The sequence below is a fragment of the Bacillus cereus group sp. MG4 genome, assembly GCF_040460055.1.
GTDB lineage: Bacteria > Bacillota > Bacilli > Bacillales > Bacillaceae_G > Bacillus_A > Bacillus_A wiedmannii.
Map to the genome: position 1 here is coordinate 2,908,698 of NZ_JARVGZ010000001.1, position 23,168 is coordinate 2,931,865.

A 23,168-nucleotide genomic window follows, 5' to 3' on the forward strand; every position below is an offset into this window, starting at 1 on the left:
ATTTGTTATAGTTATATTTGTATGATTTTTGAAATTGGAGGAATGGAATCTTGGAACGTGAACTCGCACTAGAAATTGTCCGTGTAACAGAAGCAGCAGCATTAGCATCCGCACAGTGGATGGGCCGCGGAAAGAAAAACGAAGCAGATGATGCAGCAACTACAGCAATGCGTGATATGTTTGATTCAGTAAACATGGCAGGTACAGTTGTAATTGGTGAAGGAGAACTTGATGAAGCACCGATGTTGTATATTGGTGAAGAACTAGGAACAGGTAACGGTCCAGAAGTAGACATCGCCGTTGATCCATTAGAAGGTACAAACATCGTTGCAAAAGGTCTTGCAAATGCAATGGCAGTTATCGCAATCGCAGATAAAGGAAACCTTCTTCATGCTCCTGATATGTACATGGAAAAAATCGCGGTTGGTCCAAAAGCAGCTGGTAAAATTAGCTTAGATGATCCAATTGAAAAAACAATTGAAATTGTAGCAGAAGCTAACAATAAAAAGATTCGCGATCTAACAGTTATCGTGCAAGAACGTGAACGTCATCAAGATATTATTGACCGTGTTCGTGCAAAAGGTGCACGCGTAAAATTATTTGGTGATGGTGATGTTGGTGCGTCAATCGCAACAGCACTACCTGGAACGGGTATTGATTTATTCGTAGGTATTGGCGGAGCTCCAGAAGGTGTTATTTCTGCAGCAGCATTAAAATGCCTTGAAGGTGAAATGCAAGCTCGCTTAGTTCCAATGAACGAAGAAGAAGAAGCTCGTTGTCGTGAAATGGGATTAGAAGATCCTCGTCAACTTCTTATGTTAGATGACTTAGTATCTGGGGATGATGCAATCTTCTCAGCAACTGGTGTATCTGCTGGTGAGTTATTAGACGGTGTTAAATTCCTTGGCGGAGATTTAGCTGAAACATACTCTATCGTTATGCGTTACAAAACAAGAACGGTACGATTCATTAAAACGCATCACCATTTAGATCATAAACCACACTTAAACTTAGATATTTAATAAAGGAGCCATGTGTATGGAAGAACGTTTCTTTCTGTACGACGATACAGTCGCTACAAGAACTCGTTTCGTTAGCTTTATGGGAGAAAATGAGCGTCATGATTTAGCGCTTTTATACTCCGATCGTCATTACGGTAAAACAATTGTCCTTGATATACAGCGCAATAGATTTGCAATCATCGGTCCTGACGATTTAAACGAACCAGGCTACTTAGAGCATGCATTTTCTATGACTGAAGAAATTGCAGAAGAACTACGCTCATTTTTATTTGAACTTATATAATTTATCGTAGACACCAGCTATTTTAGCTGGTGTTTTTTCACTTTAAGTATTTCGAATTTTCAATCTCATATGTTATAATTAAGAATAAATCTATTTGGATAGAAAGGACGTTATCTACGTATGCCGACATTTACTTTGTAATGGACCAGCAATTGGATAGCATTACTCTCAAAAAAGCACCGTTCTTTTTCAAGGGAGTAGTCTGCCCGTTCCCATTACAAAGGAGCGTAACGCATCTGTAGTATGATGTTTACGGAGCTTCCTAAGGGAATCTCCTTTTATTTTTGTCTATTTCTCATGCCTTCATACTACAAGACATCCAAATAGCTGTATTACGTTCCTTTACCACTATTATAAGAGGTGAAGGAAAATGCAGAAAGTACAACTTTCTTGGAGTTTATATGAAAATGAGCAAAATACAATCGAAAAGTATTGTAAAAATTGCAGACGCAATACCCTATTTACTGACACGAATATTCGTAGGCATAACGCCAACGGAAAAAATATATACCGCTTTGCCATTTATAAATGTCCGAAAGATCATACGTGGAATCAAAAGCTACGTATTTATAAAGCATTTACTGATCATGTGGAAACAGTCGATATGACGAAGCAAGATCAAATAGAAACAACTACTACCATTTCCATTACGCAACATAAAGAAAACGGCATAGCCGAAATCACGATCGTATTAGATATCGTTTTCGGTTCCCACCGAATGGATAAAGCTTTATCCACATATATTTCCGACTGGAGCCGTACACGCATTGTGGATAAAATTAAAAATGGGGATATTCAATTGAACGGACAACAAATGAAACCAAATACAATACTTTCTGAAGGCGATCATATCTCGATTTGTTTATAATGCAAAAAATCCTCTTACAATCGTAAGAGGATTTTTTTATTTCTTCACTTTTCGTAATACGAAGTGTGCACAACCGAAGTTACAGTACTCGTATAAATACTCCGTTAACGTACTAATTTTCGTATCATATGTCGAACGTTGATTACTATCATCAAAGAAACCGCGCAATCTAAGTTGCTCATAACCCCAGTCCCCAACGATATAATCATATTTATTTAAAATTTCTGCATAACGCTCTTTAAATGCTTCTTCACTAAAACCGTCACGAAAGTTTTTAATTACTTCGTACTGCACATTATTAATGCTCACCGTAGCATGCATCTCTTGCTCTTGCTTTTGCTCCATCATTAACTTCCTCTCTAAGCATTCTTCTTTTTATCGTATCACAAAGCATACCAACCAACAATTTCAAATACAAAAAATTGAAAATTAGTGCATGCTATGGAGAAGGAGGTGATACATCTTGAAAAAACAAATTATACTCTCTCTCCTCACTCTTTCCTTATTCGCAGGCTGTCAATCATCTAATAAAGCCGAAATGGAACGTGAAGAAGGAAGTCGTGTTCTTGTTTCCAATAAAAACGACATGTATCATACGGAAAATACAAATACAAGATTAACGAGAGTCGGTTATTCATCTAAACAAAAACATGAAGTATCTAACAAACAAGTAGGAGCCATTAACCGTGAGAAAGTCGCTGAAATGATTACAAGCATGACAGTCAAACTTCCTGACGTTACAAACGCTGCTACGCTCGTTACCGATGATGAAGTATTTGTTGTATACCGTGCAAACACAACGGATCCAAAACTTGTAGCAGATCAAGTATATAAAGCTGCTTTGTCCATCGTCCCTCGCTATTATAAAGCATATGTATCAACAGACCAAAAGTTGATTTCTCAAATTCAAGGCCTTCAATCTGGCGCTTTAAATGATACAGAATATACACAGAGCCTCGACATGCTAAAACGGGAAATGAGTAAAAATCCTCATTTGAACAATACGGGGGATCAGACTTTGAATGATATGATTAAAAAATAAAAAAGGTGGAGAAAACCTCCACCTTTTTTACTATTTCTTACGATCCGCATAAACCGTCATCGCATCACACATAAACTGCGCTAACCCTTCACCAAACTTATCGATATTTTTCGTGAAGCGCTCATCTGCGACGTACATTTGACCGAGTCCTTTAAAAGCATCTAATGAATATTCACTGAAGTTTTGCAAGTAATCGTACCATACCCCGATTGCTTCTTGTGCCTCTTTAGAATCTGGTGCGCCGTGTCTAAGCGCCGCTAAATTTCTGTAAATCGTATTAAACTCTTCTTGATTGTCTTTTGACATACCTTTCGCATATTCATTCGCTTTATCTACAGCTGCGTCTCCCCATCTTTCACGCGCTTCTTCTTCGTACGGATTATGGCTGAAATCGAAGCCTTCAAATTTCTCTTTATTCGTCATTTCAATCTCTCCTTTTGTATGCTGAATTGTTTTATCAATCGTCGCAATCACCTTATCTAATCTGGCACGTTTTTCAAGAAGCATTTTCTTATGAAGCTGTAGTGCTTCTTCGTGGTCAAATGATGGACTCATGATAATTTCTTTAATTTTCTTCAAAGGGAAGCCTAGCTCTTTAAAAAATAAAATTTGCTGCAATGTCTCTAAATTTTCATTGGAATACAGACGATATCCAGACTCTGTCGTCTCGTCTGGGGTTAACAACCCAATTTCATCGTAATGATGCAGTGTGCGCACACTAATTCCAACTAAATTAGCTACTTCTTTTACCTTCATTGTCATGTGTATCTCCCCCTTAATACATACGATAAAGTATGACGCAACGTTAGAGTCAATAAGTAAATTCATTTTTTGTTAAAAGTTTCATCTCCACTATATTTCATGCATAATAGATATGTACATATATTAGAAAGCGGTGAAAGTATGGTTTCAAATACTGTAATTGCCAGCATTATATTTCAACTCGTTGTTTCGGTTCTGGTCCCAATTATTGTACTCGTTTATTTCCGTAAAAAATATAATATTAATTGGAAAGTGGTCGGCGTTGGTGTTCTTATCTTTATTGGATTTACCCAAATTCTCGAAACACCGTTCCACCTATTTATGCGTGGTAATCCAGCAATCGCTCCATTTTTAGAAAATCCGTTTATCTTTGCAATTTATGGCGGACTAACTGCTGGTATTTTTGAAGAATTAGGACGCTTCGTTGCCTTCTTCTTCCTACTAAAAAAATATCTAGAATATAAAGATGGCTTCGCTTATGGAATTGGTCATGGCGGGATTGAATCCATTTTAGTTGGCGGATTCTCTGCATTGCAGACACTTATATTCGCTAATGCTATTAACAATGGTAGCTTCGCTCAAATGGCAGAAAAACTACCACAATTAAATCTTGTAAAGGATATGTTAATAGAACAACCTGCTTATTTATACTTCCTTGGCAGCTTGGAAAGAATTATGGCTCTTGTATTGCAAATTGCCTTTACAATGCTTGTCTTATACGCTGTAAAACAGAAGAAATATATTTTCCTTGTTTACGCTATATTATTCCACGCATTTGTAGACTTTTTCGCCGCACTTTACCAAACAAAAACAATTAACATCTTTGTTGCAGAAGGAATTACCCTTCTCTTCACAATTGGTGCTGTTATTCTTATTCGTAAAATGAAAGAGAAATTAATGAGTGTACCGGAATAAAAAATAACCCACCAACTGGTGGGTTATTTTTTACCACGTTTTTCGCAATGATGATAACTCTTACCCTCTTGCAGCTCCCTCTTTGTTTCTGCGTCTATAACGATGTACTTATGAAACTCTTCTACTTCATTTTGAGAAAAGGAAGCGAAAAAATAAACTTGGCGATCAGGATGAACAAAAAAATCTTGAAGCATCACACTACTCCGACAACCCATGGCTGTTTTTTGTTGGAAAGAAAATTCCTCTTCAGCCACTTCTTTAAATAAGATTTTTTTCCGAACACTATATGCTGCATTGTTGTATTCTTTATAGATTTTCTTATCTAACTGTTCGTAAAACACATCCTCACTCACAAACGTTTTATTTCGATTGCTTGGATAATTTAATTTTTGATTGGATTCTGCATATGTTGTGGACAAGTGTATAAAAAAACAAAGACCGAATATAATACATTTCATTTTTTTCATCATTACACCTCAAATGTTCATTTATCCACATTACTTTTCCACATATTTAAATCAATATGCCGTTTCCAATAAAAAGGAATTTTTTCTACATTTGTCGAAGTATATAGCGTCAACTTGAAAGATGGGGATGAATTATGAAGAAATTGATTGTAATACGACATTGTTCAGCAACTGGACAAGAACGTGATGCCGAATTAACGATTGCAGGAAAAAATCAAGCAAACACTCTTGCTACATTCCTCTTAGAAAACCAACTACAAATAGATCATATTATTTCAAGCCCATTTGTGCGAGCTATCGATTCTATTCGGCCCTATGCGCTTCAAGCTAACTTGTCTATCCAAGAAGATGAACGATTAGCTGAACGCATATTAAGCAACGTTCCAATGGACGATTGGTTGCAAAAACTAGAATCTACTTTTACAAATATAGATATTGCCTTTTCAGGCGGAGAGTCAACAAAACAAGCGACGGATCGTGCTATATCACTTATCCAAGACGTTTTAAAGTTAAACCATACTACAACACTACTTGTTACACACGGCAACTTACTGACGCTCATTTTAAAGCACTTTGATCATACGATCGGCTTTATTGAATGGAGAGCTTTAACGAATCCTGATATTTACGAAATTACACTCGATAAACAATGTATCCTAAAACGATTATGGGAAGCACCGTCCAAGTAATATCTCTTTCCAACAAATTCAGTTGACGCCACGAGAAATAACTGTACTAACAATAGAAAGGGGTATCACTACATATGTACGAAGATGTACTTGCTTTACTACATAAAACAAATGCTTCTTACGAAAAGTTTGAACACGAACCAGTACTCGACTATGAAACAGATCGTATCGTACGTGAAAGGCTTGGCTTACACGGCACTCCAAGTAAAAGCTTATTTTTAAAATCAAAGTCTGGAGATTATTACGTATTTTTTACGTTAGAGGGTACAAGGCTCAACCGAGGAGAGATGAAAGAAATAACAGGAGAAAGCTTATCTCTCTGTTCTCCTGATGAGCTAAGAGAAGAAACAGGCTGTACTCCAGGATGTGTAGCTCCTTTCGGTTATTCACAACATGTAACGATTATTGTGGATAGTGCTATTTATGCTTACGATAAAATTTTAATTACACCTGGTGTACCTGAATTTACAATTGAATTATCCACAGAGGAATTAAAGAAAATCTTATTAACATGCCCAAATACTGTTTTAGAATATAAACAAAAAGAGAGCTAATGATTAGCTCTCTTTTTTCATTATTTTGCTTCTGCTGTTTTTTCTTTTGCAGAACGAACTTGCTCGTCCGCATGGTAAGAAGAACGCACAAGTGGGCCAGCTTCACAGTGGCTAAAGCCTTTGCTAAGTGCAATTTCTTTAAGCTCTGCAAATTCTGCTGGTGGGTAATATTTAAGAACTGGTAAATGCTTCTTAGATGGTTGTAGGTATTGTCCAAGAGTTAAAATATCCACATTGTTTGCACGTAAGTCATCCATTGCTTCAATTAAATCTTCTCTCGTTTCACCTAAGCCCACCATAATGCTCGATTTAGTTGGAATATCAGGCTGCATTTCTTTCGCTCGACGTAAAAACTCTAATGAACGGTCATATTTTGCTCTAGCGCGAACTCGGTCAGATAATCGACGTACTGTTTCAATGTTATGGTTTAAAATATCTGGTTTTGCATCCATTAACATTTTTAAGTTTTCTTCTACTCCACCCATATCAGATGGTAATACTTCGATTGACGTAAATGGATTTTTACGACGTACAGCGCGTACTGTTTCAGCAAAAACAGCTGCTCCCCCGTCCTTTAAATCATCACGTGCAACCGCTGTTATAACAACGTGCTTTAAGCCCATTTGTACTACAGAATCTGCTACGCGTTCTGGCTCTTGTAAATCAAGCTCAGTTGGTAAGCCTGTTTTAACCGCACAAAAACGACAAGCACGTGTACAAACCGCACCTAAAATCATAAATGTTGCTGTTTTCCTTACAGCCCAGCATTCATGAATATTCGGACATTTCGCTTCTTCACAAACTGTATGAAGATTCTTAGAACGCATCATTTTCTTTAAGCCTGTATAGTTTTCATTCGTGTTTAACTTAATTTTCAACCATTCGGGCTTGCGCTTATATTCTGTTTGTTTTGTCATGGTTATCAACTCCGCACAATATGAAATAGTTTACCGTGTTCGCTTCTTTCAATGTAACATATCTATTCTAACGTATGAAAGCGATTTGCTCAAATGAAGATTCTAAGATTTTTTCCAATCGTTCCCTATAATGAAATACTCCGTATATCCCACACTAAAAAGAGTGATGTTGTGAAAGGAGTCTATTTCATGCTTCGAAAAATTTCTCTTTTGCTTTCAATTTGCTTTCTTCTCCACCAAAACATCGCTTACGGTGAAGATAATCAGCAAAGCATATACGAAAAGCGCATGGCACTATATAAAGAAACCGAGCAATCTTCAGGCATTCCGTGGTATTACTTAGCTGCAATGGATCAATACGAAAGAAATATACGGAGCGTAAGAAAAGATATTCCGAAAAAACCAGATGCCATTATTTCCCTTTATTTCAAACCAGAAATATGGGCTGGACCCGTTAATGGTAACGACACTCTCCCCCATACAATTTCTCTATTTGGCGGATTGGGTTTAGATGGTGACAAAGATGGATTTGCAAACGCAAATAACGACCGTGATCTTCTGCATACAGCAGCGACAATTTTAAAGAAACAAGGAACGTCCGAAGACCGTGTTCACATTATGCTTTGGGAATATTATAGACGTGCGAAAACAGTTGAATTAATTACCGAATACGCCCAAATTTATAAACATTACGGACGTATTAATTTAGAAGGAAATGCTTTTCCTCTCCCGATTCGTAGTGACCATAGCTACCGTAGTACTTTCGGTGCTGGAAGAAGTTTTGGGGGGCGGAGAGTTCATGAAGGAACTGATATTTTTGCAGGCTATGGTGTACCAGTAAGATCTACTTGCTATGGCATTATTGAAACAAAAGGCTGGAACCGTCTTGGCGGATGGCGCATCGGCATTCGCGACCTTCATAATAATTACCATTATTACGCTCATTTAGGCGGATTCTCAAAAGAAATACAGCTTGGACAAATTGTCGAACCAGGAAAAGTAATCGGATTTGTCGGTAGCACCGGTTACGGCCCTCCCGGCACAGCTGGAAAATTCCCGCCCCACCTACATTTCGGTATGTATAAAGACAATGGTTATACAGAATGGGCTTTCGATCCATACATGCATTTAAGTCTTTGGGAGCGAAAAGAACGCACGAATACAAAACGATAACCGTAGCATATTGCTACGGTTATTTTTTTAATTCGGCTAACTATCCGTTTTCTTTTTATCAGGTACAACAACACTCCCACTTCCATAATAAGTAGGCACTTCCCCTTGAACAATACGCGTTGCAATCGGAACATCTTGTTTTACCTTTATTTCTTTCGTATGAAATGGAATAATCACTTGCAACGTGACTTCCATCTCCATAATAATTTGAATCGCTGTCGTATTGATCCCGTGCGGTTCAATTTTTTGTTTAATATCCGTATTCACATGACCAATCGTCGTAAAATCAATTGGAATATCGGGTCCTATATTTCCAAGAAGCGCATTATCCGTTACACGACCAAAAGGAACGGCCATCGTTGCTCCATTTTTTTCAGAAATACCTAGCCCCTTCAAATCACCTTGTTCTACTTGCTGTAAATATTTTTCTATGTATGTGGTCGTTGAAGTTACGATTTCATTTACTTGCTTTGTATTTAAATTAATTGTGGATACTTTCCCGTTTTTATCATTTTGTACTTTCATTAATGAATCGACATCAAACCCTTCATTAATTCTATCTTTTACCGCCTTCGTCATAACCGCTGTCGCCATTTTATGCGTCTCTACTTCCCCATATTTAAGTAATGTCGGCTGAATGCTTTTATTCACAATCCATAATCCTTGCACGAGTAATATGACAAAAAGAATAAACGACATAAGCAGTATGTGCCGAAAGGAAATTGGTCCCCTTCGAAACCGCGAATTTTTCGAACGAAATATACTCATAAAAAAACCTCCTTCTTATATCATTTCTATGCAAGAAGGAGGGACGATATATGCTTATCTCATTTTTAATAATGCTTCTTTTCCGATTGTACCTGCCGTAATACCTAATGCTTCGGCTTCAATCGTTACTGATTCTAGCGGTGCTTCAAGAAGTTGTTCAATCGTTCTTACACCAACCGCACGGCCAGCAATAATTCCTCGATCACCTAACTTCTCATTTAAAAGACCTACATCTAATGCACCGCACATAATATATCCTTTATCGCTCATTACAGCTAGCAAATTTGTCTTTGGAAGTTTGACACTAACCGCAATAAACGTATAATTATCGATTATAATTGGCTCCATATTAACCATAGTCCACACTCCTCTCTTTCTTATCTGTATGACAAGAGAAAAATGAGTGTTACAAGTTAACTAGCCTATAGTTTGACGGAAGATGTATGAGTTATCAACACGTCTGTTAACACATCTCTAAGTAGTTCTGGCATATAATATTGTTTGTCAGAAAGTGTGGATAGCTCTGGGTATAAGTATCCGAATGTAAACATATCGATCGTTCCTACCGTATATATACGATCTAATTCCAGCGATTCTCCGTTAATCAATACATCTTCCAGTAAAATTTTATTCCCAGGAATCATATCTGGAATGACTTCGACACCAGCGTAAATCATTTTCCCCATCACTTTTCCACGAAATCCGAATCCTTTTACCTCAAGGTTCTCCATATTCGGGCGACGTGCTTTCAAAATAACTTCTCTTAACATTTTCCCCGGCACTTTTAATAAACATGGATTAATTGGATGTGGACAAATTCTGTGAATATCTCCGCGCGTCACAACACCTTCATTTAATCCCTCTAATAGCACACCAGCGTTCACCATTCCAATTTCTGCACCGCACCACGTTTTCAGCGCACTTGCTAACATGTGCGAAAATGATGTCTCCTGAAACCAATCGACCGGTAATGCTTCCTTTAAATGAACGACAGGCTCGGCCATAATCTGTTTACTTTCTTCCTGTAGCACTTCAATTGTGGATAACGGTTTGCTATAAGCACCTAAACGTTCTGTCTTAATCGCTCTACCGTCCTTTTTCAACAGCTTCTTCGTCTCTTTATCCACAGTAAGCTGAACGTGCCCAACGTAACGTCCCCACTTTTCACAACAACAAAGTAAAGTATTATTCATAAGAATGCCACGCTCAAATAAATGGTGCGTATGTGCCCCTAAAATAACATCTATATCATAATGCTCTGCCATATACTCATCCATGCTTTTTCCAAGATGAGAAAGGACAACCGTAATATGAGCCTCATCTCGCACTTCTTCTAAAATAGACTCTAAATGGATAAGCGGATCTTCAATATGCCAATCGAGCATATGATAAAACTCTGGATAAGCTACCGTTAACCCGATAAAGGCAATCGTAATCCCATCTATCGTTGTATGTAATTTATAAGGCTTTGCCCACGCTGGACGTACCCCTTCTTTTTCAAATAAATTCGCAACGAGCACCTCAAATCCAGCATCATCATATAGACGATTCAAATGCTCCTTCGCTAACGTAATTCCTTCATTATTTCCGATCGTTACATAATCATATAACGCCTCATTCAAAAGCTTCGTATTGCCAAGTCCATTCGTCGCTTCCGAAATACTATGAAAACGATCCACATGATCGCCGATATCAACCGTCAAAACGGTCTCTCCCGCTTCCTGTCTTCGCTTTTTCTCCCCTTGTACAAACCGAGAAATTTGCGGCCAATTTTCAAAATGACTATGTATATCGTTTGTATGATAAAGGTGGATGATTGTTTCTTTATTTATATTCAGAGAAAAAACCTCCTCTCAGTTCCTTACTGCCATTTACGCTACACGTACGCAATAATCCTGTAAATACTTTTCGTCTTTTCTTGCTATTTTACATTGTACTCGCATTATAAGAAAAAGCAAAAGATTGTCCTTTTTGATAAGAAAACTTTTTCTAGTGTGTGGAAGGGTTTTAGATAGTGGGGGTCGGGGATTTGGCATTTGTCAAAAAGTTTAACAGATAGTTCGGTAGGTGGGGGGTCATTGGATTATCCAGTGGATTTGTCAGTATCTTTGCCTTACTTCCAGTCGATCCCTTTTCATATAAAATGTTGCGGGGTATATGAAGAATTTCTTTTGTCTTATTTTGTCGATAAATCGATATTACATGTCGAATCGTTGATATATTCCGAGTTATAATCGATATATTTGAAAAATCGTTGATATATTTAACTAAACACCCACCTGGGTATCCCATCCTGACCTGAACCAAGCACAACATAAAAAAGCGCCCTGCATAGCAGGGCGCTTACACTTTATCTATTAACCAATAGAACCTTCCATCTCAAACTTGATTAGGCGGTTCATTTCAACTGCGTATTCCATTGGAAGTTCGCGAGTGAATGGCTCGATAAAGCCCATTACGATCATTTCTGTAGCTTCTTGCTCAGAAATACCGCGGCTCATTAGGTAGAATAATTGTTCTTCTGATACTTTCGATACTTTCGCTTCGTGTTCAAGTGAAACGTAATCGTTTTTGATTTCGTTGTAAGGAATTGTATCAGATGTAGATTGGTTATCCATAATTAACGTGTCACACTCGATGTTAGAGCGAGAGTTTTTCGCTTTTGGTCCGAATTGTACGATACCACGGTAAGTTACTTTACCACCATGCTTCGCAATCGATTTAGAAACGATTGTTGAAGACGTGTTTGGTGCTAAGTGAATCATTTTCGCACCAGCATCTTGGTGTTGGCCTTTACCAGCAATCGCGATAGATAATGTTAAACCACGAGCGCCTTCGCCTTTTAAGATAACTGCTGGGTATTTCATCGTTAATTTAGATCCGATGTTACCGTCAATCCATTCCATCGTTGCGTTTTCTTCACAAACCGCACGTTTTGTAACTAGGTTGTAAACGTTGTTCGCCCAGTTTTGGATTGTTGTATAACGGCAATATGCATCTTTCTTAATGATGATTTCTACTACCGCACTGTGAAGTGAGTTAGTCGTGTAAACAGGTGCTGTACAACCTTCTACGTAGTGTACGTGTGCGCCTTCGTCTACGATGATAAGCGTACGCTCGAATTGTCCCATATTTTCAGAGTTAATACGGAAGTACGCTTGAAGTGGTGTATCCACTTTAATACCTTTTGGAACGTAGATGAATGATCCACCAGACCAAACTGCAGAGTTTAATGCAGAGAATTTGTTGTCTGTTGGTGGGATTACTTTTCCGAAATGCTCACGGAAAATATCTTCGTTCTCTTTTAATGCGCTATCTGTATCTTTGAAGACGATTCCTAGAGCTTCTAGGTCTTCTTTCATGTTGTGGTATACAACTTCAGATTCGTACTGTGCAGATACACCAGCTAAATATTTTTGCTCCGCTTCAGGAATACCTAATTTATCAAATGTCGCTTTAATTTCCTCAGGTACTTCATCCCAAGACTTCTCAGATTTCTCAGATGGTTTTACGTAGTACGTAATTTCATCGAAATCTAAGTCGTTTAAGTCGCCGCCCCATTGTGGCATTGGCATTTCATAGAACTTATCCAGTGATTTTAAACGGAAGTCTAACATCCACTGTGGTTCTTCTTTCATACGTGAAATCTCTTCAACGATTTCTTTTGTTAAACCGCGTCCAGCACGGAAAATCGAAACGTCTTTGTCTTTGAAACCATATTTATAATCGCCGATATCTGGCAGTTGCTTCGCCATGTTGGTGTGTCCCTCCTTAGATAACCTCGTTTTTAGGAACCTTTAACATTACTTATCTTCGTTTAAGCCCTTTTCTAACGCTTTCCACGCTAATGTTGCACATTTAATACGTGCAGGGAACTTGCATACGCCTTGTAATGCTTCAATATCTCCTAAATCAATGCTGTCATCGTACTCTTTTCCTAGCATCATGTCAGAGAAAATTTTAGAAAGCTGAAGTGCCTCTTCAATTTTCTTACCTTTTACTGCTTGTGTCATCATCGAAGCTGAAGACATTGAGATAGAACACCCTTCTCCTTCAAACTTCGCTTCTTGTACAATACCTTCTTCTACTTTCATCGTAAGTTGAATACGATCGCCGCAAGTTGGATTGTTCAAGTTAACAGTAACACTATCTTCTAACACGCCATTGTTACGAGGATTCTTATAATGATCCATAATAACTTGACGGTATAACGTATCTAAATTATTAAATGACATTTGTGAAATACTCCTTTGTCTTGATTAGTGATTCAACAAATGTATCAATTTCTTCTTTTGTATTATATAAATAGAAGCTCGCACGTGCTGTAGAAGAAGCTTTCAGCCACTTCATAAGCGGTTGTGCACAGTGGTGTCCTGCGCGAACCGCAATGCCTTCTACATCTAATACAGTTGCTACATCATGAGGATGTACGTCTTCAATATTAAATGTAACAAGACCAGCGCGATGCTTTGGACCATAAATTGTAACGCCATCTACTTCTGATAGTCTTTCTAAAGCATATTGCGCTAATTCATGTTCATGCTTTTCAATATTATGAAGACCTATTTCTTCTAGGAAATCAATTGCCGCACCAAGTCCGATTGCATTACCGATAATCGGTGTACCTGCTTCAAACTTCCACGGAAGCTCTTTCCAAGTAGATTCTTGTAAATCTACGAAATCAATCATTTCACCGCCAAATTCAATTGGCTCCATATTGTTCAGCAATTCTTTTTTACCATATAATACGCCGATACCTGTAGGTCCGCACATCTTATGAGCAGATAATGCGTAGAAATCACAGTTTAAATCTTGTACATCCACTTTCATATGAGGTGTACTTTGTGCACCATCAACGACCATAATTGCACCGTTGTCGTGTGCGATTGCTCCGATTTCTTTTACAGGGTTAATCGTTCCAAGTACGTTTGATACTTGCATAATAGAAACGATTTTTGTATTCGGTGTAACTGTTTGACGAACATCTTCTAAAGAAATTGTACCGTCTGGTTGAAGCGGAAGGTATTTTAAAGTTGCACCAGTTTTCTTCGCAACTTGTTGCCACGGAATGATGTTACTATGGTGCTCCATGTAAGAAATAACGATTTCATCGCCTTCTTTTACATTTTCAAGACCATAGCTAGCCGCTACTGTATTTAATGCAGTTGTCGTTCCGCGCGTGAAAATAATCTCTTCCATTGATTTCGCGTTAATAAACTTGCGAACCTTCTCGCGTGCACCTTCATACGCGTCGGTAGCTTTCGTACCGAGCGTATGAACACCGCGATGCACGTTAGAATTATATTCTTTATAGTAACGTTCTAACGTTTCAATGACTTGAATTGGTTTTTGAGAAGTTGCTGCACTATCGAAATATACAAGTTGTTTGCCGTTCACTTTTTGATCAAGAATTGGAAACTGTTTGCGTATTTCATGAATATTCATTAGCGAACTTTCCTTTCAATTACCTCAACAAGCTGTGCCTTTACTCCTTCAATTGGAAGCTCATTTACTACAGGTGCTAAGAATCCATGGATGACTAAACGTTCTGCTTCGCGTTTTGGAATACCACGGCTCATCAAGTAGTATAATTGGTACGGATCTACGCGGCCTACTGAAGCTGCGTGACCTGCCATTACATCATCTTCGTCGATTAAAAGAATTGGGTTTGCATCACCGCGAGCTTTTTCATCTAACATAAGAACGCGAGAAGATTGTTGTGCATTTGATTTAGATGCACCGTGTTCAATCTTACCAATTCCGTTAAAGATAGATGTTGCACTATCTTTTTGTACACCGTGCTTTAAGATCCAACCTTCAGAGTGTTTACCGAAGTGAACAACTTTAGTTGTAAAGTTTTGTGTTTGGTTACCACGGCCAATTGTTACTGTTTTTGTATCAGCATATGATCCGTCGCCCATTAAGTTCGTAACGTTCTCTGAAATTGTGTTTCCGTCATTCATAAGACCTAGAGCCCAATCAATGCGGCCGTCGCGTCCAACAACACCGCGGCGGTTAACGTAAGTTGTTACATCTTTTGCTAATAGATCAACCGCACCGAATTTCACTTGTGCGCCTTGTTCCACGATTACTTCTGCTACGATATTTGCAATACCTTTAGCATTTTCATTTGCAACGTAGTTTTCTACATAAGTTGCAGTACTGTTCGCATCAGCTACGAATAATACGTGGTTATATACGTTAGCTTCTTCGCCGTCTACTAAGAATACAGCTTGAAGTGGAGTTTCAAGAACAACGTTTTTCGGAACATATACAAATGCACCGCCGTTGATTAATGCAGCATGAAGTGCAGTTAAACGATGCTCGTCTACCTTCACGCCGTCTTTCATTAAATACTTTTGTAATAGTTCAGCATGCTCTGTTGCAGCTGTTACGATGTCTGTAAAAATAACACCTTTTTCTTTTGCTTCGTCAGCTAAAGAAACGAATGCAGTTGTACCAGTACGTTGTACTAATACGCTGTTATTTTCATCGATTAAGTTTTTCACTGCTTCTGGAAGCTCTGTTAAAGAACTTACAGGCTCTTGCTTAGCAGCTTCGCCTTTTCCGATAAAGTCCCATTTTTCAATTTTCGTTTTATCAGGCGTTGGCATTGGAAGTTCAGTTGCTTGTGCAAGAGCTTGTAAGCGGAACTCAGTCAACCAAGCAGCTTCGTTTACTTCGCTTGCGCGTTGACGGATTGTTTCTTGATCGAAAGGTAATGTACCGATTGTCATGTTTATGCTCCTCTCTTACGCTTCTTGCTCTGCTGTTTCGTCTTCAATACCTAATTCTTTTTTAATCCAGTCGTAACCTTCAGCTTCTAGACGTTGTGCAAGCTCAGGGCCACCAGATTTAACGATACGACCGTTCATCATAACGTGAACGAAGTCTGGAGTGATGTAGTTTAATAAACGTTGGTAATGCGTAATCATTAGGCAACCGAACTCTTCGCCGCGCATTTGGTTAATACCTTTAGATACAACTTTTAATGCATCGATATCAAGACCTGAGTCGATTTCATCTAAGATTGCGATTTTCGGCTCAATCATCATTAATTGAAGAATTTCGTTACGTTTTTTCTCTCCACCAGAGAAACCTTCGTTTAAGTAACGTTGTGCCATTTCTGGATCCATTTCTAGGAATTCCATGTTTTTATCTAATGTACGGATAAATTTCATAAGAGAAATTTCATCGCCCTCTTCACGACGTGCGTTAATTGCAGAACGTAAGAAGTCAGCGTTTGTTACTCCGCTAATTTCACTTGGATATTGCATTGCTAGGAATAGACCTGCTTGTGCACGCTCGTCTACTTCCATTTCTAATACATCTTCACCGTCGATGATGATGCTACCTTCTGTTACTTCATACTTTGGGTGACCCATAATCGCAGAAGATAAAGTTGATTTACCTGTTCCGTTAGGTCCCATAATTGCGTGGATTTCTCCACCTTTTACTTCAAGGTTTACACCTTTTAAAATTTCTTTTCCATCAATTGATACGTGTAAGTCTTTAACCGTTAATGTAGAACCAGCCATCTCAATACCTCCATTAATCCTATATATACATTTTAAAAATTACTAAAACGTTCATATTCTCATTTTATTCTCATTCTAATCTTATATCAAATAAAATGATATCGCAAACGATGAAAAAATGTAACAATTTTTTCACAAATGTATATAAGTATTTCCCTTGCATCCTTATATGATACACCTTTCTTCTTATTTATATAAAGAAAAAAGAACTGGGAAATTCCCAATCCTTTCCTTATATTTATTCACTTACTGGCAGTACAGCACCTTTATATTCTTTATTAATAAAATCTTGAATTTCTTTTGAATGCAGTACTTCTACTAGTTCTTTAATTTCTTTTTTCTTCTCGTCACCTTTACGAACTGCAATAATATTTGCATACGGAGAGTCTGATCCTTCAATTGCAATTGCATCCTTTGTTGGATTTAATTTCGCATCAATTGCGTAGTTTGAATTAATGAATAAAGCATCACCTTCATTATTTTCATATAGCTTCGGTGAAAGTCCCGGTTCTACATCTGTTTTAAACTTTAAGTTTTTCGGATTTTCTACAATATCTTTTACTGTTGCTTTAACAACATCTACACCGTCTTTTAATTTAATAACGCCGCCTTTTTGTAACAATGCGAGCATACGGCCACGCTCCGCAACGTTATTACTCATAATAACTGTTCCGCCATCTGGCAATTCTTTTAAACTTTTATACTTCTTAGAATAAATGCCCATTGGCTCTAAATGGATTTTTCCTGCGTTTACAATTTTATATCCCTTTTCTTGAATTTCTTTATCTAAATAAGGAATGTGTTGGAAATAGTTCGCATCAATTTCCTTATCTGCTAACGCTTTATTCGGCAGCACATAATCTTGGAATTTTTTAATTTCTAATTTAATACCTTTTTTCTCTAATATCGGCTGTGCTTTTTCTAAAATAACAGCGTGCGGCACGTTAGAAGCTCCCACAACAAGCTTATTCTCTTCTTTCCCTCCGCAAGCAGCTAATGTAAATACAGACAGCGCTGTAACAACTGACAATAGAATCTTTTTCATATGATGTCCCCTTCTCCCTATAGTTATGTAGTTATAAAAAAGGCCGGCATACACCAGCCCTTTTTAGCAATTATTCTTTTACAGGAACAACCGCTCCTTTATATTCTTTATTAATAAAGTCTTCGATTTCTTTAGAATGCAATACTTCTACAAGCTCTTTAATTCCTTTTTTATCTTTATCACCTTTACGAACCACTAATACGTTTGCGTATGGAGAATCATCACCTTCAATTGCAATTGCATCTTTTTCTGGATTTAATTTCGCATCAATTGCATAGTTCGAGTTAATTAAAACAGCGTCGCCTTCTTTATTGTTATACACTTGTGGTAACAAACCAGGCTCGATATCCGTTTTGAACTTTAAGTTTTTTGGATTATCTACAATATCTTTTGGAGTTGCACTAACTGGATCTACTCCGTCTTTAATTTTTAAAATGCCTTCTTTTTGTAAAATTGCTAAACCACGTCCATGGTCAGTAACGGAATTACTCATAATAATTGTCGCCCCGTCTGGAAGTTCTTTTAAGCTCTTATATTTTTGAGAATATACACCAATTGGTTCCAAGTGAATTTTCCCTGCTATTTCAAAATCATATTTTTTATCTTTCATTTCTTTTTCTAAATACGGAATGTGCTGGAAGTAGTTTGCATCTAAATCCTTATCCGCTAACGATTTATTTGGTAACACGTAATCTTGGAACTTTTTCACTTCTAATTCAATTCCTTTTTTCTCAAGTAACGGTTTTGCCTTTTCTAAAATTTCAGCGTGCGGCACGTTAGAAGCCCCCACAACTAGTTTCTTTTCATCTTTATCTTTCCCGCCACAAGCAGCTAACCCAAAAATAGAAGTTGAAATAAGTGCTGTAAGTAATAATTTTTTCATTTGAAACATCCTCCTGTTTTTTATTATCGTTTATCTATTCGAGTCGTTACACTATCACCAATCCACTGAATGAAAAATACCACTAGTAATACACAAATTGTCGCAACGATTGTTACATCGTTATTTCCTCGCTGGAATCCTTCTAAATAAGCAAGTGTTCCAAGGCCACCAGCACCAACAACCCCCGCCATTGCTGTATAGCCTACTAAAGCGATTGTTGTAACCGTAATACCAGATACTAATGCTGGTAACGATTCTGGAATTAATACTTTCAAAATAATAGTGCTTGTTTTTGCTCCCATTGCTTTTGAAGCTTCAATTACACCTTTATCAATTTCGCGAAGTGCAATTTCAACCATTCTCCCGTAAAATGGTGCCGCTCCAATAATTAAAGCTGGCAGTGCTGCACTCGCTCCAAGAATTGTTCCAAGCAGAATCTTTGTGAATGGGATTAATAAAATGATTAAAATGATGAACGGTATCGAGCGGAAAATGTTTACGAACGCTCCAATCGCCGTGTTAACCGATTTGTTTTCCCATAAATTATCTTTCGCTGTCATAAAGAGTAACAATCCTAAAATTAGTCCTAAAACAAATGTGGCAAGAGCTGCGATTGCCGTCATATATAACGTTTCACCAGTTGCTTCTAACATTTGATTCCAATCAATATTTGTGAGTAACTTATCCATGTGCAATCACCTCCAGCTCTACTTGATCTTGATGTATTCCCTCTATTGCTTGCTGAATCGCTGTTTCCTCACCATTTAAATGAACAACTAAACTACCGTAAGAGCCGTTATTTGTTTGGGCGATGTTTCCTTGCAAAATGCTAACTTCTATATCACTGCGTTGCATTAATCTTTGAAGTACTGGTCTTTCTACAGCTTCACCGATAAACTGCAAACGAACTACTTTACCATCTGGATACTTTTCAATTAAACTTTCAATCGTTTCATTTGTATCTTCAGAATCCGTTAACTGCTGTACAAATCGCTTTGTAATGTCTTTCTGCGGATTGCGGAATACATCAAGTACTGGACCCGTTTCTACAATCTTCCCTTTCTCCATTACCGCCACTCGATTACAAATCTTTCGAATCACGTGCATCTCGTGTGTAATGAGTACAATTGTTAAACCGAGACGCTTATTAATATCTAATAATAAATCTAAAATTTGATCTGTCGTTTCTGGATCAAGAGCTGATGTCGCTTCATCACATAAAAGCACTTGTGGATTGTTAGCTAATGCTCTTGCAATACCAACGCGTTGCTTTTGTCCTCCGCTCAGCTGAGATGGGTACGCATCTCCTCTTCCTTCTAATCCAACAAGATGAATTAACTCATCCACTCGTTTTCTTCTCTTCGCCTTATCAACACCTGCAATTTCAAGTGGGAACTCGATATTTTCGCGTACAGTTCGTGACCAAAGTAAGTTGAAGTGCTGAAAAATCATTCCGATTTCTTGCCTTGCCTTACGAAGTTCACTCCCTGTAATTGCTGAAATCACACGATTTGCAATTGTAATTTGGCCAGAAGTTGGTTTCTCTAACTGATTGAATAATCTGATTAAAGAACTTTTCCCAGCGCCACTATATCCGATCACACCAAATATTTCACCTTTGTCTATTTTTAAATTGGCATTATCTACAGCAGTGACATCACCGCTTTTTGCTTTATATATTTTCTTTACATTTTCTAACAAGATCATGATGTTCACCCCTTTTTTTTAATAAAAAGCGCAAGCGGCTCATTTAGAACAAGAGGACGCCCGAATCCCTGACGTAGAGGCGCTTTTTGCCTCATAGGAAGGGATGAAACGACCGACTGTTCTAGCCGCTAAAGCTAGATTTTTGGTCGACTCCGCAAATTTTTATTTTTAATGCGTGTAGTCCACCGTTATCACTACTTTTATTATTTGAATGTCCTCCACATTCAAACAATAAAAAAACCTTTCCGCTTTAGAGAAGCAGAAAGGTTTATATGCGTATATAACAACATTATCCCTCTCTCTCATCTCTCAAAGCATTTGCTTTGCAGGAATTGGCACCATTTCAACATAAGTTGACGGTTGCCGGGCTTCACAGGGCACAGTCCCTCCACCTCTCTTGATAAGAGAAATCAGATTACATTTTCGTCTGATTTGTAATTTATGAAATTGTCTATATTTTATGAATTGAATTGTATCAATATCCACACACCATGTCAACAGAAATTTTCGTAAAAAATGAAACTTCAGAATTTTAAGCACCTACTGACATCGGTTTACATATATGGAACATCGATTCAACTAATAGCATCGTTCGATACGTTCCCGAATATTGTACACGTCCATCGTTCATTAGCATTTGCAATCGTACATTTCCGTTCACCAATTGTTTTACATCTTCCTCATCTGCACAAACGATTTGCTCTGTTCCTCTTTCCTCATGTAGCAGCTCTATATAATCTCTTGAAATTTGTAACGAACAACTTTCATCTCCAAAGCGGAAATTAACAGTTTTTTCTCCTTGTCTTAAAAGCGGCTCTAAATGATATTGACCATTAGCGTAATTTACAAATGATTGCAGCAAAGAATATAATTTCACCCTAAATCACATCCTTCATATCACTTTCTATTACACATACCATTCCCTCTCACTAAAGAACAATCCTGTTACTTTCGCTCGACAAATACTGTAACCACCCTGCATCTCGACATATTTCCCGAGAAATATGTCGAGGCGGCAAAAACTTTGCCGCCTACTTTAATTCCGTATATAAATATTCAACCGAATGAAATGCATATATCTTCTTCATGAGTGTCCCATTTTCAAAAACAAGTAAACACGGTACACTTTCGATTCCATACTCTTTCGCTAAATGCGGAGCATAATTTAAATCTAACATTCCAATTTTCAAGTCTTCAATTGTCATCTCAACAACTGTTAACATCTTTTTTGCTAATTGGCATGTTCCACACATTGGAGTATATACATATAACACTGTTTTTTCTTCGTTCTCTATTAGGGCTGTAGCTTCGGCTCCTGTCCAATCAATCACTTCTATCATTCCTTACCGTAAATATTCTGTATAAACGTCAATGTCAGCTCCCCATAATACATTTGCTAAGTGTGAAGATGGCGCAGTTGCCACTTCTCGGTACGAGCGATCAATATAAATATGCTCTGCTTGCGGAAATTCTTTTCGAAATTGCTTCCTTAACTTTTCTCCAGCATCATCAGCATCCACTAGTACATACACTTCCTTATCAAAAAACTGATCAATGAGCTCATCCATTTTCGATAAACCAATTGTACCATTTGTACAAACAATTTCCACTGGTTCACGAATAATAGATTCAATCTTTCTTCTATCTGATTTACCTTCTACAATAATGACTTTTTCTACATAAATCATATGTCATCACCCGATCACCATATACTATACAACCTTTAACTTAGTATATAGTATATTCGTTATTTTCATGTTGTTTCCTGTTTATTTTTGCAAAAGAAAAGCAGAAGCGGTTTGCTTAGAACAAGAGGGCATTGGAACTCCTGAACTAGAGGCGCTTTTTGCCTCAAGTTCAGGAGTGAAATGACCGACTGTTTAGCCCTGTTGGCTAAGGTTCTTTCGTACAGAAGACGCTTTTTGTCTTCTCGTGCGGAAGGTTCTTAGACATGAAGGGATAGGAGGTGGAGCTGGACAATGAAAAGCGGAACCGGCTCGTTCAGATTACGAAGCCCCATGAAACCTTACCGAAAAACATTCATTCCCATAATAGCTTATTCATTTGCACTCGATTTTAAATGTATTATGTAACACAAAATAAAAAAGGACAGCACAAAGGCTGTCCTTTAGTCGACTATAATTAGTCTTGGTTTGTCATTTCTGCATATTTTTCTGCAGTTAATAACTTCTCAACTTGGCTTGCATCAGAAAGTTCAACTTTAACCATCCATGCACCCTCGTATGGAGATTCGTTAACAAGTTCTGGTTGGTCACTTAATTCTTCGTTTACTGCTACAACTTTACCACTTACAGGTGCGTATAACTCAGAAACTGTTTTAACAGATTCTACGCTTCCGAATGGCTCGTCAGCTTCGATTGTTGCACCTACTTCAGGAAGTTCAACGAATACGATATCGCCTAGCTCACCTTGTGCAAAGTGAGTAATACCGATAACAACTTCATTACCTTCAGTTTTTACCCATTCGTGTTCTTCAGAGTAACGTAAATTATTTGGAATGCTCATGACTGTACC

The 23,168-nt window shown here is 37.8% G+C and carries 28 protein-coding genes and 1 riboswitch; of the genes, 8 read left to right on the forward strand and 20 right to left on the reverse strand.

Going from position 1 to position 23,168, the window contains the following annotated elements:
* Positions 1–50: 50 nt before the first annotated feature.
* The 3 genes from glpX to QCI41_RS15475 all read left to right on the forward strand — a co-directional run bounded on the left by glpX (position 51) and on the right by QCI41_RS15475 (position 2,173).
* Positions 51–1,022 (forward strand): class II fructose-bisphosphatase, encoded by a 972-nt coding sequence (glpX, locus tag QCI41_RS15465; RefSeq protein WP_000439090.1) that lies wholly within the window; start codon positions 51–53, stop codon positions 1,020–1,022.
* A gap of 16 nt (positions 1,023–1,038) precedes the next feature.
* Complete coding sequence (locus tag QCI41_RS15470) at positions 1,039–1,305, forward strand: DUF3055 domain-containing protein (protein ID WP_000392614.1); 267 nt, start codon at positions 1,039–1,041, stop codon at positions 1,303–1,305.
* Between the two features lie 370 nt (positions 1,306–1,675).
* Positions 1,676–2,173, forward strand: a complete 498-nt coding sequence (locus QCI41_RS15475; RefSeq protein WP_353837152.1) for a cytoplasmic protein — start codon at positions 1,676–1,678, stop codon at positions 2,171–2,173.
* Between the two features lie 36 nt (positions 2,174–2,209).
* Here QCI41_RS15475 and QCI41_RS15480 read toward each other — a convergent pair whose 3' ends face one another.
* Positions 2,210–2,521, reverse strand: coding sequence for a YutD family protein (locus tag QCI41_RS15480; protein ID WP_002008894.1), 312 nt, complete (start codon positions 2,519–2,521; stop codon positions 2,210–2,212).
* 115 nt (positions 2,522–2,636) lie between these two features.
* Between QCI41_RS15480 and QCI41_RS15485 the strand changes: the two genes are divergently transcribed.
* Positions 2,637–3,215 (forward strand): YhcN/YlaJ family sporulation lipoprotein, encoded by a 579-nt coding sequence (locus tag QCI41_RS15485; protein ID WP_000744033.1) that lies wholly within the window; start codon positions 2,637–2,639, stop codon positions 3,213–3,215.
* A 30-nt stretch (positions 3,216–3,245) separates the two neighbouring features.
* On the opposite strand, the gene QCI41_RS15490 is transcribed toward QCI41_RS15485, so the two are convergent.
* Complete coding sequence (locus QCI41_RS15490; protein ID WP_046959991.1) at positions 3,246–3,977, reverse strand: MerR family transcriptional regulator; 732 nt, start codon at positions 3,975–3,977, stop codon at positions 3,246–3,248.
* Positions 3,978–4,076: 99 nt separating this feature from the next.
* On the opposite strand from QCI41_RS15490, the gene QCI41_RS15495 reads away from it, so the two are divergent.
* Positions 4,077–4,892, forward strand: coding sequence for a YhfC family intramembrane metalloprotease (locus tag QCI41_RS15495; RefSeq protein WP_002008892.1), 816 nt, complete (start codon positions 4,077–4,079; stop codon positions 4,890–4,892).
* A 23-nt stretch (positions 4,893–4,915) separates the two neighbouring features.
* Here the strand turns inward: QCI41_RS15495 and QCI41_RS15500 are convergent, their stop codons facing one another.
* Positions 4,916–5,359 carry a hypothetical protein gene (locus tag QCI41_RS15500; protein WP_353837151.1) on the reverse strand — a complete coding sequence of 148 codons (444 nt, stop codon included), beginning with the start codon at positions 5,357–5,359 and terminating at the stop codon, positions 4,916–4,918.
* A 134-nt stretch (positions 5,360–5,493) separates the two neighbouring features.
* Here QCI41_RS15500 and QCI41_RS15505 point away from each other — a divergent pair, with 134 nt between their 5' ends.
* Both QCI41_RS15505 and QCI41_RS15510 read left to right on the forward strand, forming a co-directional pair.
* Positions 5,494–6,048: a histidine phosphatase family protein gene (locus QCI41_RS15505; protein ID WP_353837150.1), complete on the forward strand. Its 555-nt coding sequence runs from the start codon at positions 5,494–5,496 to the stop codon at positions 6,046–6,048.
* 74 nt (positions 6,049–6,122) lie between these two features.
* Entirely contained in the window at positions 6,123–6,602 is a 480-nt protein-coding gene (locus QCI41_RS15510; RefSeq protein ID WP_000272726.1) for a YbaK/EbsC family protein, read from the forward strand.
* 20 nt (positions 6,603–6,622) lie between these two features.
* Here QCI41_RS15510 and lipA read toward each other — a convergent pair whose 3' ends face one another.
* Positions 6,623–7,519, reverse strand: a complete 897-nt coding sequence (gene lipA, locus QCI41_RS15515; RefSeq protein WP_000166369.1) for a lipoyl synthase — start codon at positions 7,517–7,519, stop codon at positions 6,623–6,625.
* 189 nt (positions 7,520–7,708) lie between these two features.
* Between lipA and QCI41_RS15520 the strand changes: the two genes are divergently transcribed.
* Positions 7,709–8,692 carry a M23 family metallopeptidase gene (locus QCI41_RS15520; RefSeq protein WP_000944677.1) on the forward strand — a complete coding sequence of 328 codons (984 nt, stop codon included), beginning with the start codon at positions 7,709–7,711 and terminating at the stop codon, positions 8,690–8,692.
* Positions 8,693–8,728: 36 nt separating this feature from the next.
* Here the strand turns inward: QCI41_RS15520 and yunB are convergent, their stop codons facing one another.
* The 16 genes from yunB to gcvH form a co-directional block, all read right to left on the reverse strand.
* A complete protein-coding gene (gene yunB, locus QCI41_RS15525; protein WP_046954393.1) occupies positions 8,729–9,460 on the reverse strand; it encodes a sporulation protein YunB in 732 nt (243 codons plus the stop codon).
* A gap of 54 nt (positions 9,461–9,514) precedes the next feature.
* Entirely contained in the window at positions 9,515–9,817 is a 303-nt protein-coding gene (locus QCI41_RS15530) for a YunC family protein (protein ID WP_353837149.1), read from the reverse strand.
* 65 nt (positions 9,818–9,882) lie between these two features.
* The gene (locus QCI41_RS15535) at positions 9,883–11,298 is read right to left on the reverse strand and encodes a bifunctional metallophosphatase/5'-nucleotidase (protein ID WP_353839248.1); all 1,416 of its coding nucleotides are present in this window, start codon (positions 11,296–11,298) and stop codon (positions 9,883–9,885) included.
* 519 nt (positions 11,299–11,817) lie between these two features.
* Positions 11,818–13,215: a Fe-S cluster assembly protein SufB gene (gene sufB / locus QCI41_RS15540; protein ID WP_001118829.1), complete on the reverse strand. Its 1,398-nt coding sequence runs from the start codon at positions 13,213–13,215 to the stop codon at positions 11,818–11,820.
* Between the two features lie 48 nt (positions 13,216–13,263).
* The gene (gene sufU / locus QCI41_RS15545) at positions 13,264–13,695 is read right to left on the reverse strand and encodes a Fe-S cluster assembly sulfur transfer protein SufU (RefSeq protein WP_000009525.1); all 432 of its coding nucleotides are present in this window, start codon (positions 13,693–13,695) and stop codon (positions 13,264–13,266) included.
* A complete protein-coding gene (sufS, locus tag QCI41_RS15550) occupies positions 13,685–14,905 on the reverse strand; it encodes a cysteine desulfurase SufS (RefSeq protein ID WP_353837148.1) in 1,221 nt (406 codons plus the stop codon). The genes sufU and sufS overlap by 11 nt, the downstream gene beginning before the upstream one ends.
* Positions 14,905–16,197, reverse strand: a complete 1,293-nt coding sequence (gene sufD / locus QCI41_RS15555) for a Fe-S cluster assembly protein SufD (RefSeq protein WP_046955852.1) — start codon at positions 16,195–16,197, stop codon at positions 14,905–14,907. The genes sufS and sufD overlap by 1 nt, the downstream gene beginning before the upstream one ends.
* A 15-nt stretch (positions 16,198–16,212) precedes the next feature.
* Positions 16,213–16,998, reverse strand: a complete 786-nt coding sequence (gene sufC, locus QCI41_RS15560) for a Fe-S cluster assembly ATPase SufC (protein WP_000929162.1) — start codon at positions 16,996–16,998, stop codon at positions 16,213–16,215.
* A gap of 238 nt (positions 16,999–17,236) precedes the next feature.
* A complete protein-coding gene (gene metQ, locus QCI41_RS15565; RefSeq protein WP_060488125.1) occupies positions 17,237–18,043 on the reverse strand; it encodes a methionine ABC transporter substrate-binding lipoprotein MetQ in 807 nt (268 codons plus the stop codon).
* Between the two features lie 70 nt (positions 18,044–18,113).
* Positions 18,114–18,926, reverse strand: coding sequence for a methionine ABC transporter substrate-binding lipoprotein MetQ (gene metQ, locus QCI41_RS15570; RefSeq protein ID WP_000735094.1), 813 nt, complete (start codon positions 18,924–18,926; stop codon positions 18,114–18,116).
* 23 nt (positions 18,927–18,949) lie between these two features.
* Positions 18,950–19,615, reverse strand: a complete 666-nt coding sequence (locus QCI41_RS15575) for a methionine ABC transporter permease (RefSeq protein ID WP_353837147.1) — start codon at positions 19,613–19,615, stop codon at positions 18,950–18,952.
* Complete coding sequence (locus QCI41_RS15580) at positions 19,608–20,633, reverse strand: methionine ABC transporter ATP-binding protein (RefSeq protein WP_000601756.1); 1,026 nt, start codon at positions 20,631–20,633, stop codon at positions 19,608–19,610. Before QCI41_RS15580 ends, QCI41_RS15575 begins: the two co-directional genes overlap by 8 nt.
* Before the next feature lie 299 nt (positions 20,634–20,932).
* Positions 20,933–21,040, reverse strand: a riboswitch (SAM riboswitch).
* A 125-nt stretch (positions 21,041–21,165) separates the two neighbouring features.
* Positions 21,166–21,510, reverse strand: coding sequence for a hypothetical protein (locus tag QCI41_RS15585; RefSeq protein ID WP_000781214.1), 345 nt, complete (start codon positions 21,508–21,510; stop codon positions 21,166–21,168).
* A gap of 154 nt (positions 21,511–21,664) precedes the next feature.
* Complete coding sequence (locus tag QCI41_RS15590) at positions 21,665–21,973, reverse strand: thioredoxin family protein (protein ID WP_002008881.1); 309 nt, start codon at positions 21,971–21,973, stop codon at positions 21,665–21,667.
* 3 nt (positions 21,974–21,976) lie between these two features.
* Positions 21,977–22,321: a toprim domain-containing protein gene (locus QCI41_RS15595; protein WP_000640866.1), complete on the reverse strand. Its 345-nt coding sequence runs from the start codon at positions 22,319–22,321 to the stop codon at positions 21,977–21,979.
* Between the two features lie 454 nt (positions 22,322–22,775).
* Positions 22,776–23,159 (reverse strand): glycine cleavage system protein GcvH, encoded by a 384-nt coding sequence (gcvH, locus tag QCI41_RS15600; RefSeq protein WP_000026896.1) that lies wholly within the window; start codon positions 23,157–23,159, stop codon positions 22,776–22,778.
* Positions 23,160–23,168: the final 9 nt, after the last annotated feature.

Excerpts from the sequence above, each read along its gene's own strand:
- sufB (WP_001118829.1), bottom strand. The coding sequence starts at position 13,215 with ATGGCGAAGCAACTGCCAGATATCGGCGATTATAAATATGGTTTCAAA.
- QCI41_RS15480 (WP_002008894.1), bottom strand. The coding sequence starts at position 2,521 with ATGATGGAGCAAAAGCAAGAGCAAGAGATGCATGCTACGGTGAGCATT.
- sufC (WP_000929162.1), bottom strand. The coding sequence starts at position 16,998 with ATGGCTGGTTCTACATTAACGGTTAAAGACTTACACGTATCAATTGAT.
- QCI41_RS15580 (WP_000601756.1), bottom strand. The coding sequence starts at position 20,633 with ATGATCTTGTTAGAAAATGTAAAGAAAATATATAAAGCAAAAAGCGGT.
- sufU (WP_000009525.1), bottom strand. The coding sequence starts at position 13,695 with ATGTCATTTAATAATTTAGATACGTTATACCGTCAAGTTATTATGGAT.
- QCI41_RS15495 (WP_002008892.1), top strand. The coding sequence starts at position 4,077 with ATGCATAATAGATATGTACATATATTAGAAAGCGGTGAAAGTATGGTT.
- QCI41_RS15505 (WP_353837150.1), top strand. The coding sequence starts at position 5,494 with ATGAAGAAATTGATTGTAATACGACATTGTTCAGCAACTGGACAAGAA.
- sufS (WP_353837148.1), bottom strand. The coding sequence starts at position 14,905 with ATGAATATTCATGAAATACGCAAACAGTTTCCAATTCTTGATCAAAAA.
- QCI41_RS15510 (WP_000272726.1), top strand. The coding sequence starts at position 6,123 with ATGTACGAAGATGTACTTGCTTTACTACATAAAACAAATGCTTCTTAC.
- yunB (WP_046954393.1), bottom strand. The coding sequence starts at position 9,460 with ATGAGTATATTTCGTTCGAAAAATTCGCGGTTTCGAAGGGGACCAATT.
- QCI41_RS15590 (WP_002008881.1), bottom strand. The coding sequence starts at position 21,973 with ATGATAGAAGTGATTGATTGGACAGGAGCCGAAGCTACAGCCCTAATA.
- QCI41_RS15470 (WP_000392614.1), top strand. The coding sequence starts at position 1,039 with ATGGAAGAACGTTTCTTTCTGTACGACGATACAGTCGCTACAAGAACT.
- QCI41_RS15530 (WP_353837149.1), bottom strand. The coding sequence starts at position 9,817 with ATGGTTAATATGGAGCCAATTATAATCGATAATTATACGTTTATTGCG.
- QCI41_RS15575 (WP_353837147.1), bottom strand. The coding sequence starts at position 19,615 with ATGGATAAGTTACTCACAAATATTGATTGGAATCAAATGTTAGAAGCA.
- gcvH (WP_000026896.1), bottom strand. The coding sequence starts at position 23,159 with ATGAGCATTCCAAATAATTTACGTTACTCTGAAGAACACGAATGGGTA.
- QCI41_RS15500 (WP_353837151.1), bottom strand. The coding sequence starts at position 5,359 with ATGAAAAAAATGAAATGTATTATATTCGGTCTTTGTTTTTTTATACAC.
- metQ (WP_000735094.1), bottom strand. The coding sequence starts at position 18,926 with ATGAAAAAATTATTACTTACAGCACTTATTTCAACTTCTATTTTTGGG.
- QCI41_RS15490 (WP_046959991.1), bottom strand. The coding sequence starts at position 3,977 with ATGACAATGAAGGTAAAAGAAGTAGCTAATTTAGTTGGAATTAGTGTG.
- QCI41_RS15475 (WP_353837152.1), top strand. The coding sequence starts at position 1,676 with ATGCAGAAAGTACAACTTTCTTGGAGTTTATATGAAAATGAGCAAAAT.
- QCI41_RS15595 (WP_000640866.1), bottom strand. The coding sequence starts at position 22,321 with ATGATTTATGTAGAAAAAGTCATTATTGTAGAAGGTAAATCAGATAGA.
- sufD (WP_046955852.1), bottom strand. The coding sequence starts at position 16,197 with ATGACAATCGGTACATTACCTTTCGATCAAGAAACAATCCGTCAACGC.
- metQ (WP_060488125.1), bottom strand. The coding sequence starts at position 18,043 with ATGAAAAAGATTCTATTGTCAGTTGTTACAGCGCTGTCTGTATTTACA.
- QCI41_RS15520 (WP_000944677.1), top strand. The coding sequence starts at position 7,709 with ATGCTTCGAAAAATTTCTCTTTTGCTTTCAATTTGCTTTCTTCTCCAC.
- lipA (WP_000166369.1), bottom strand. The coding sequence starts at position 7,519 with ATGACAAAACAAACAGAATATAAGCGCAAGCCCGAATGGTTGAAAATT.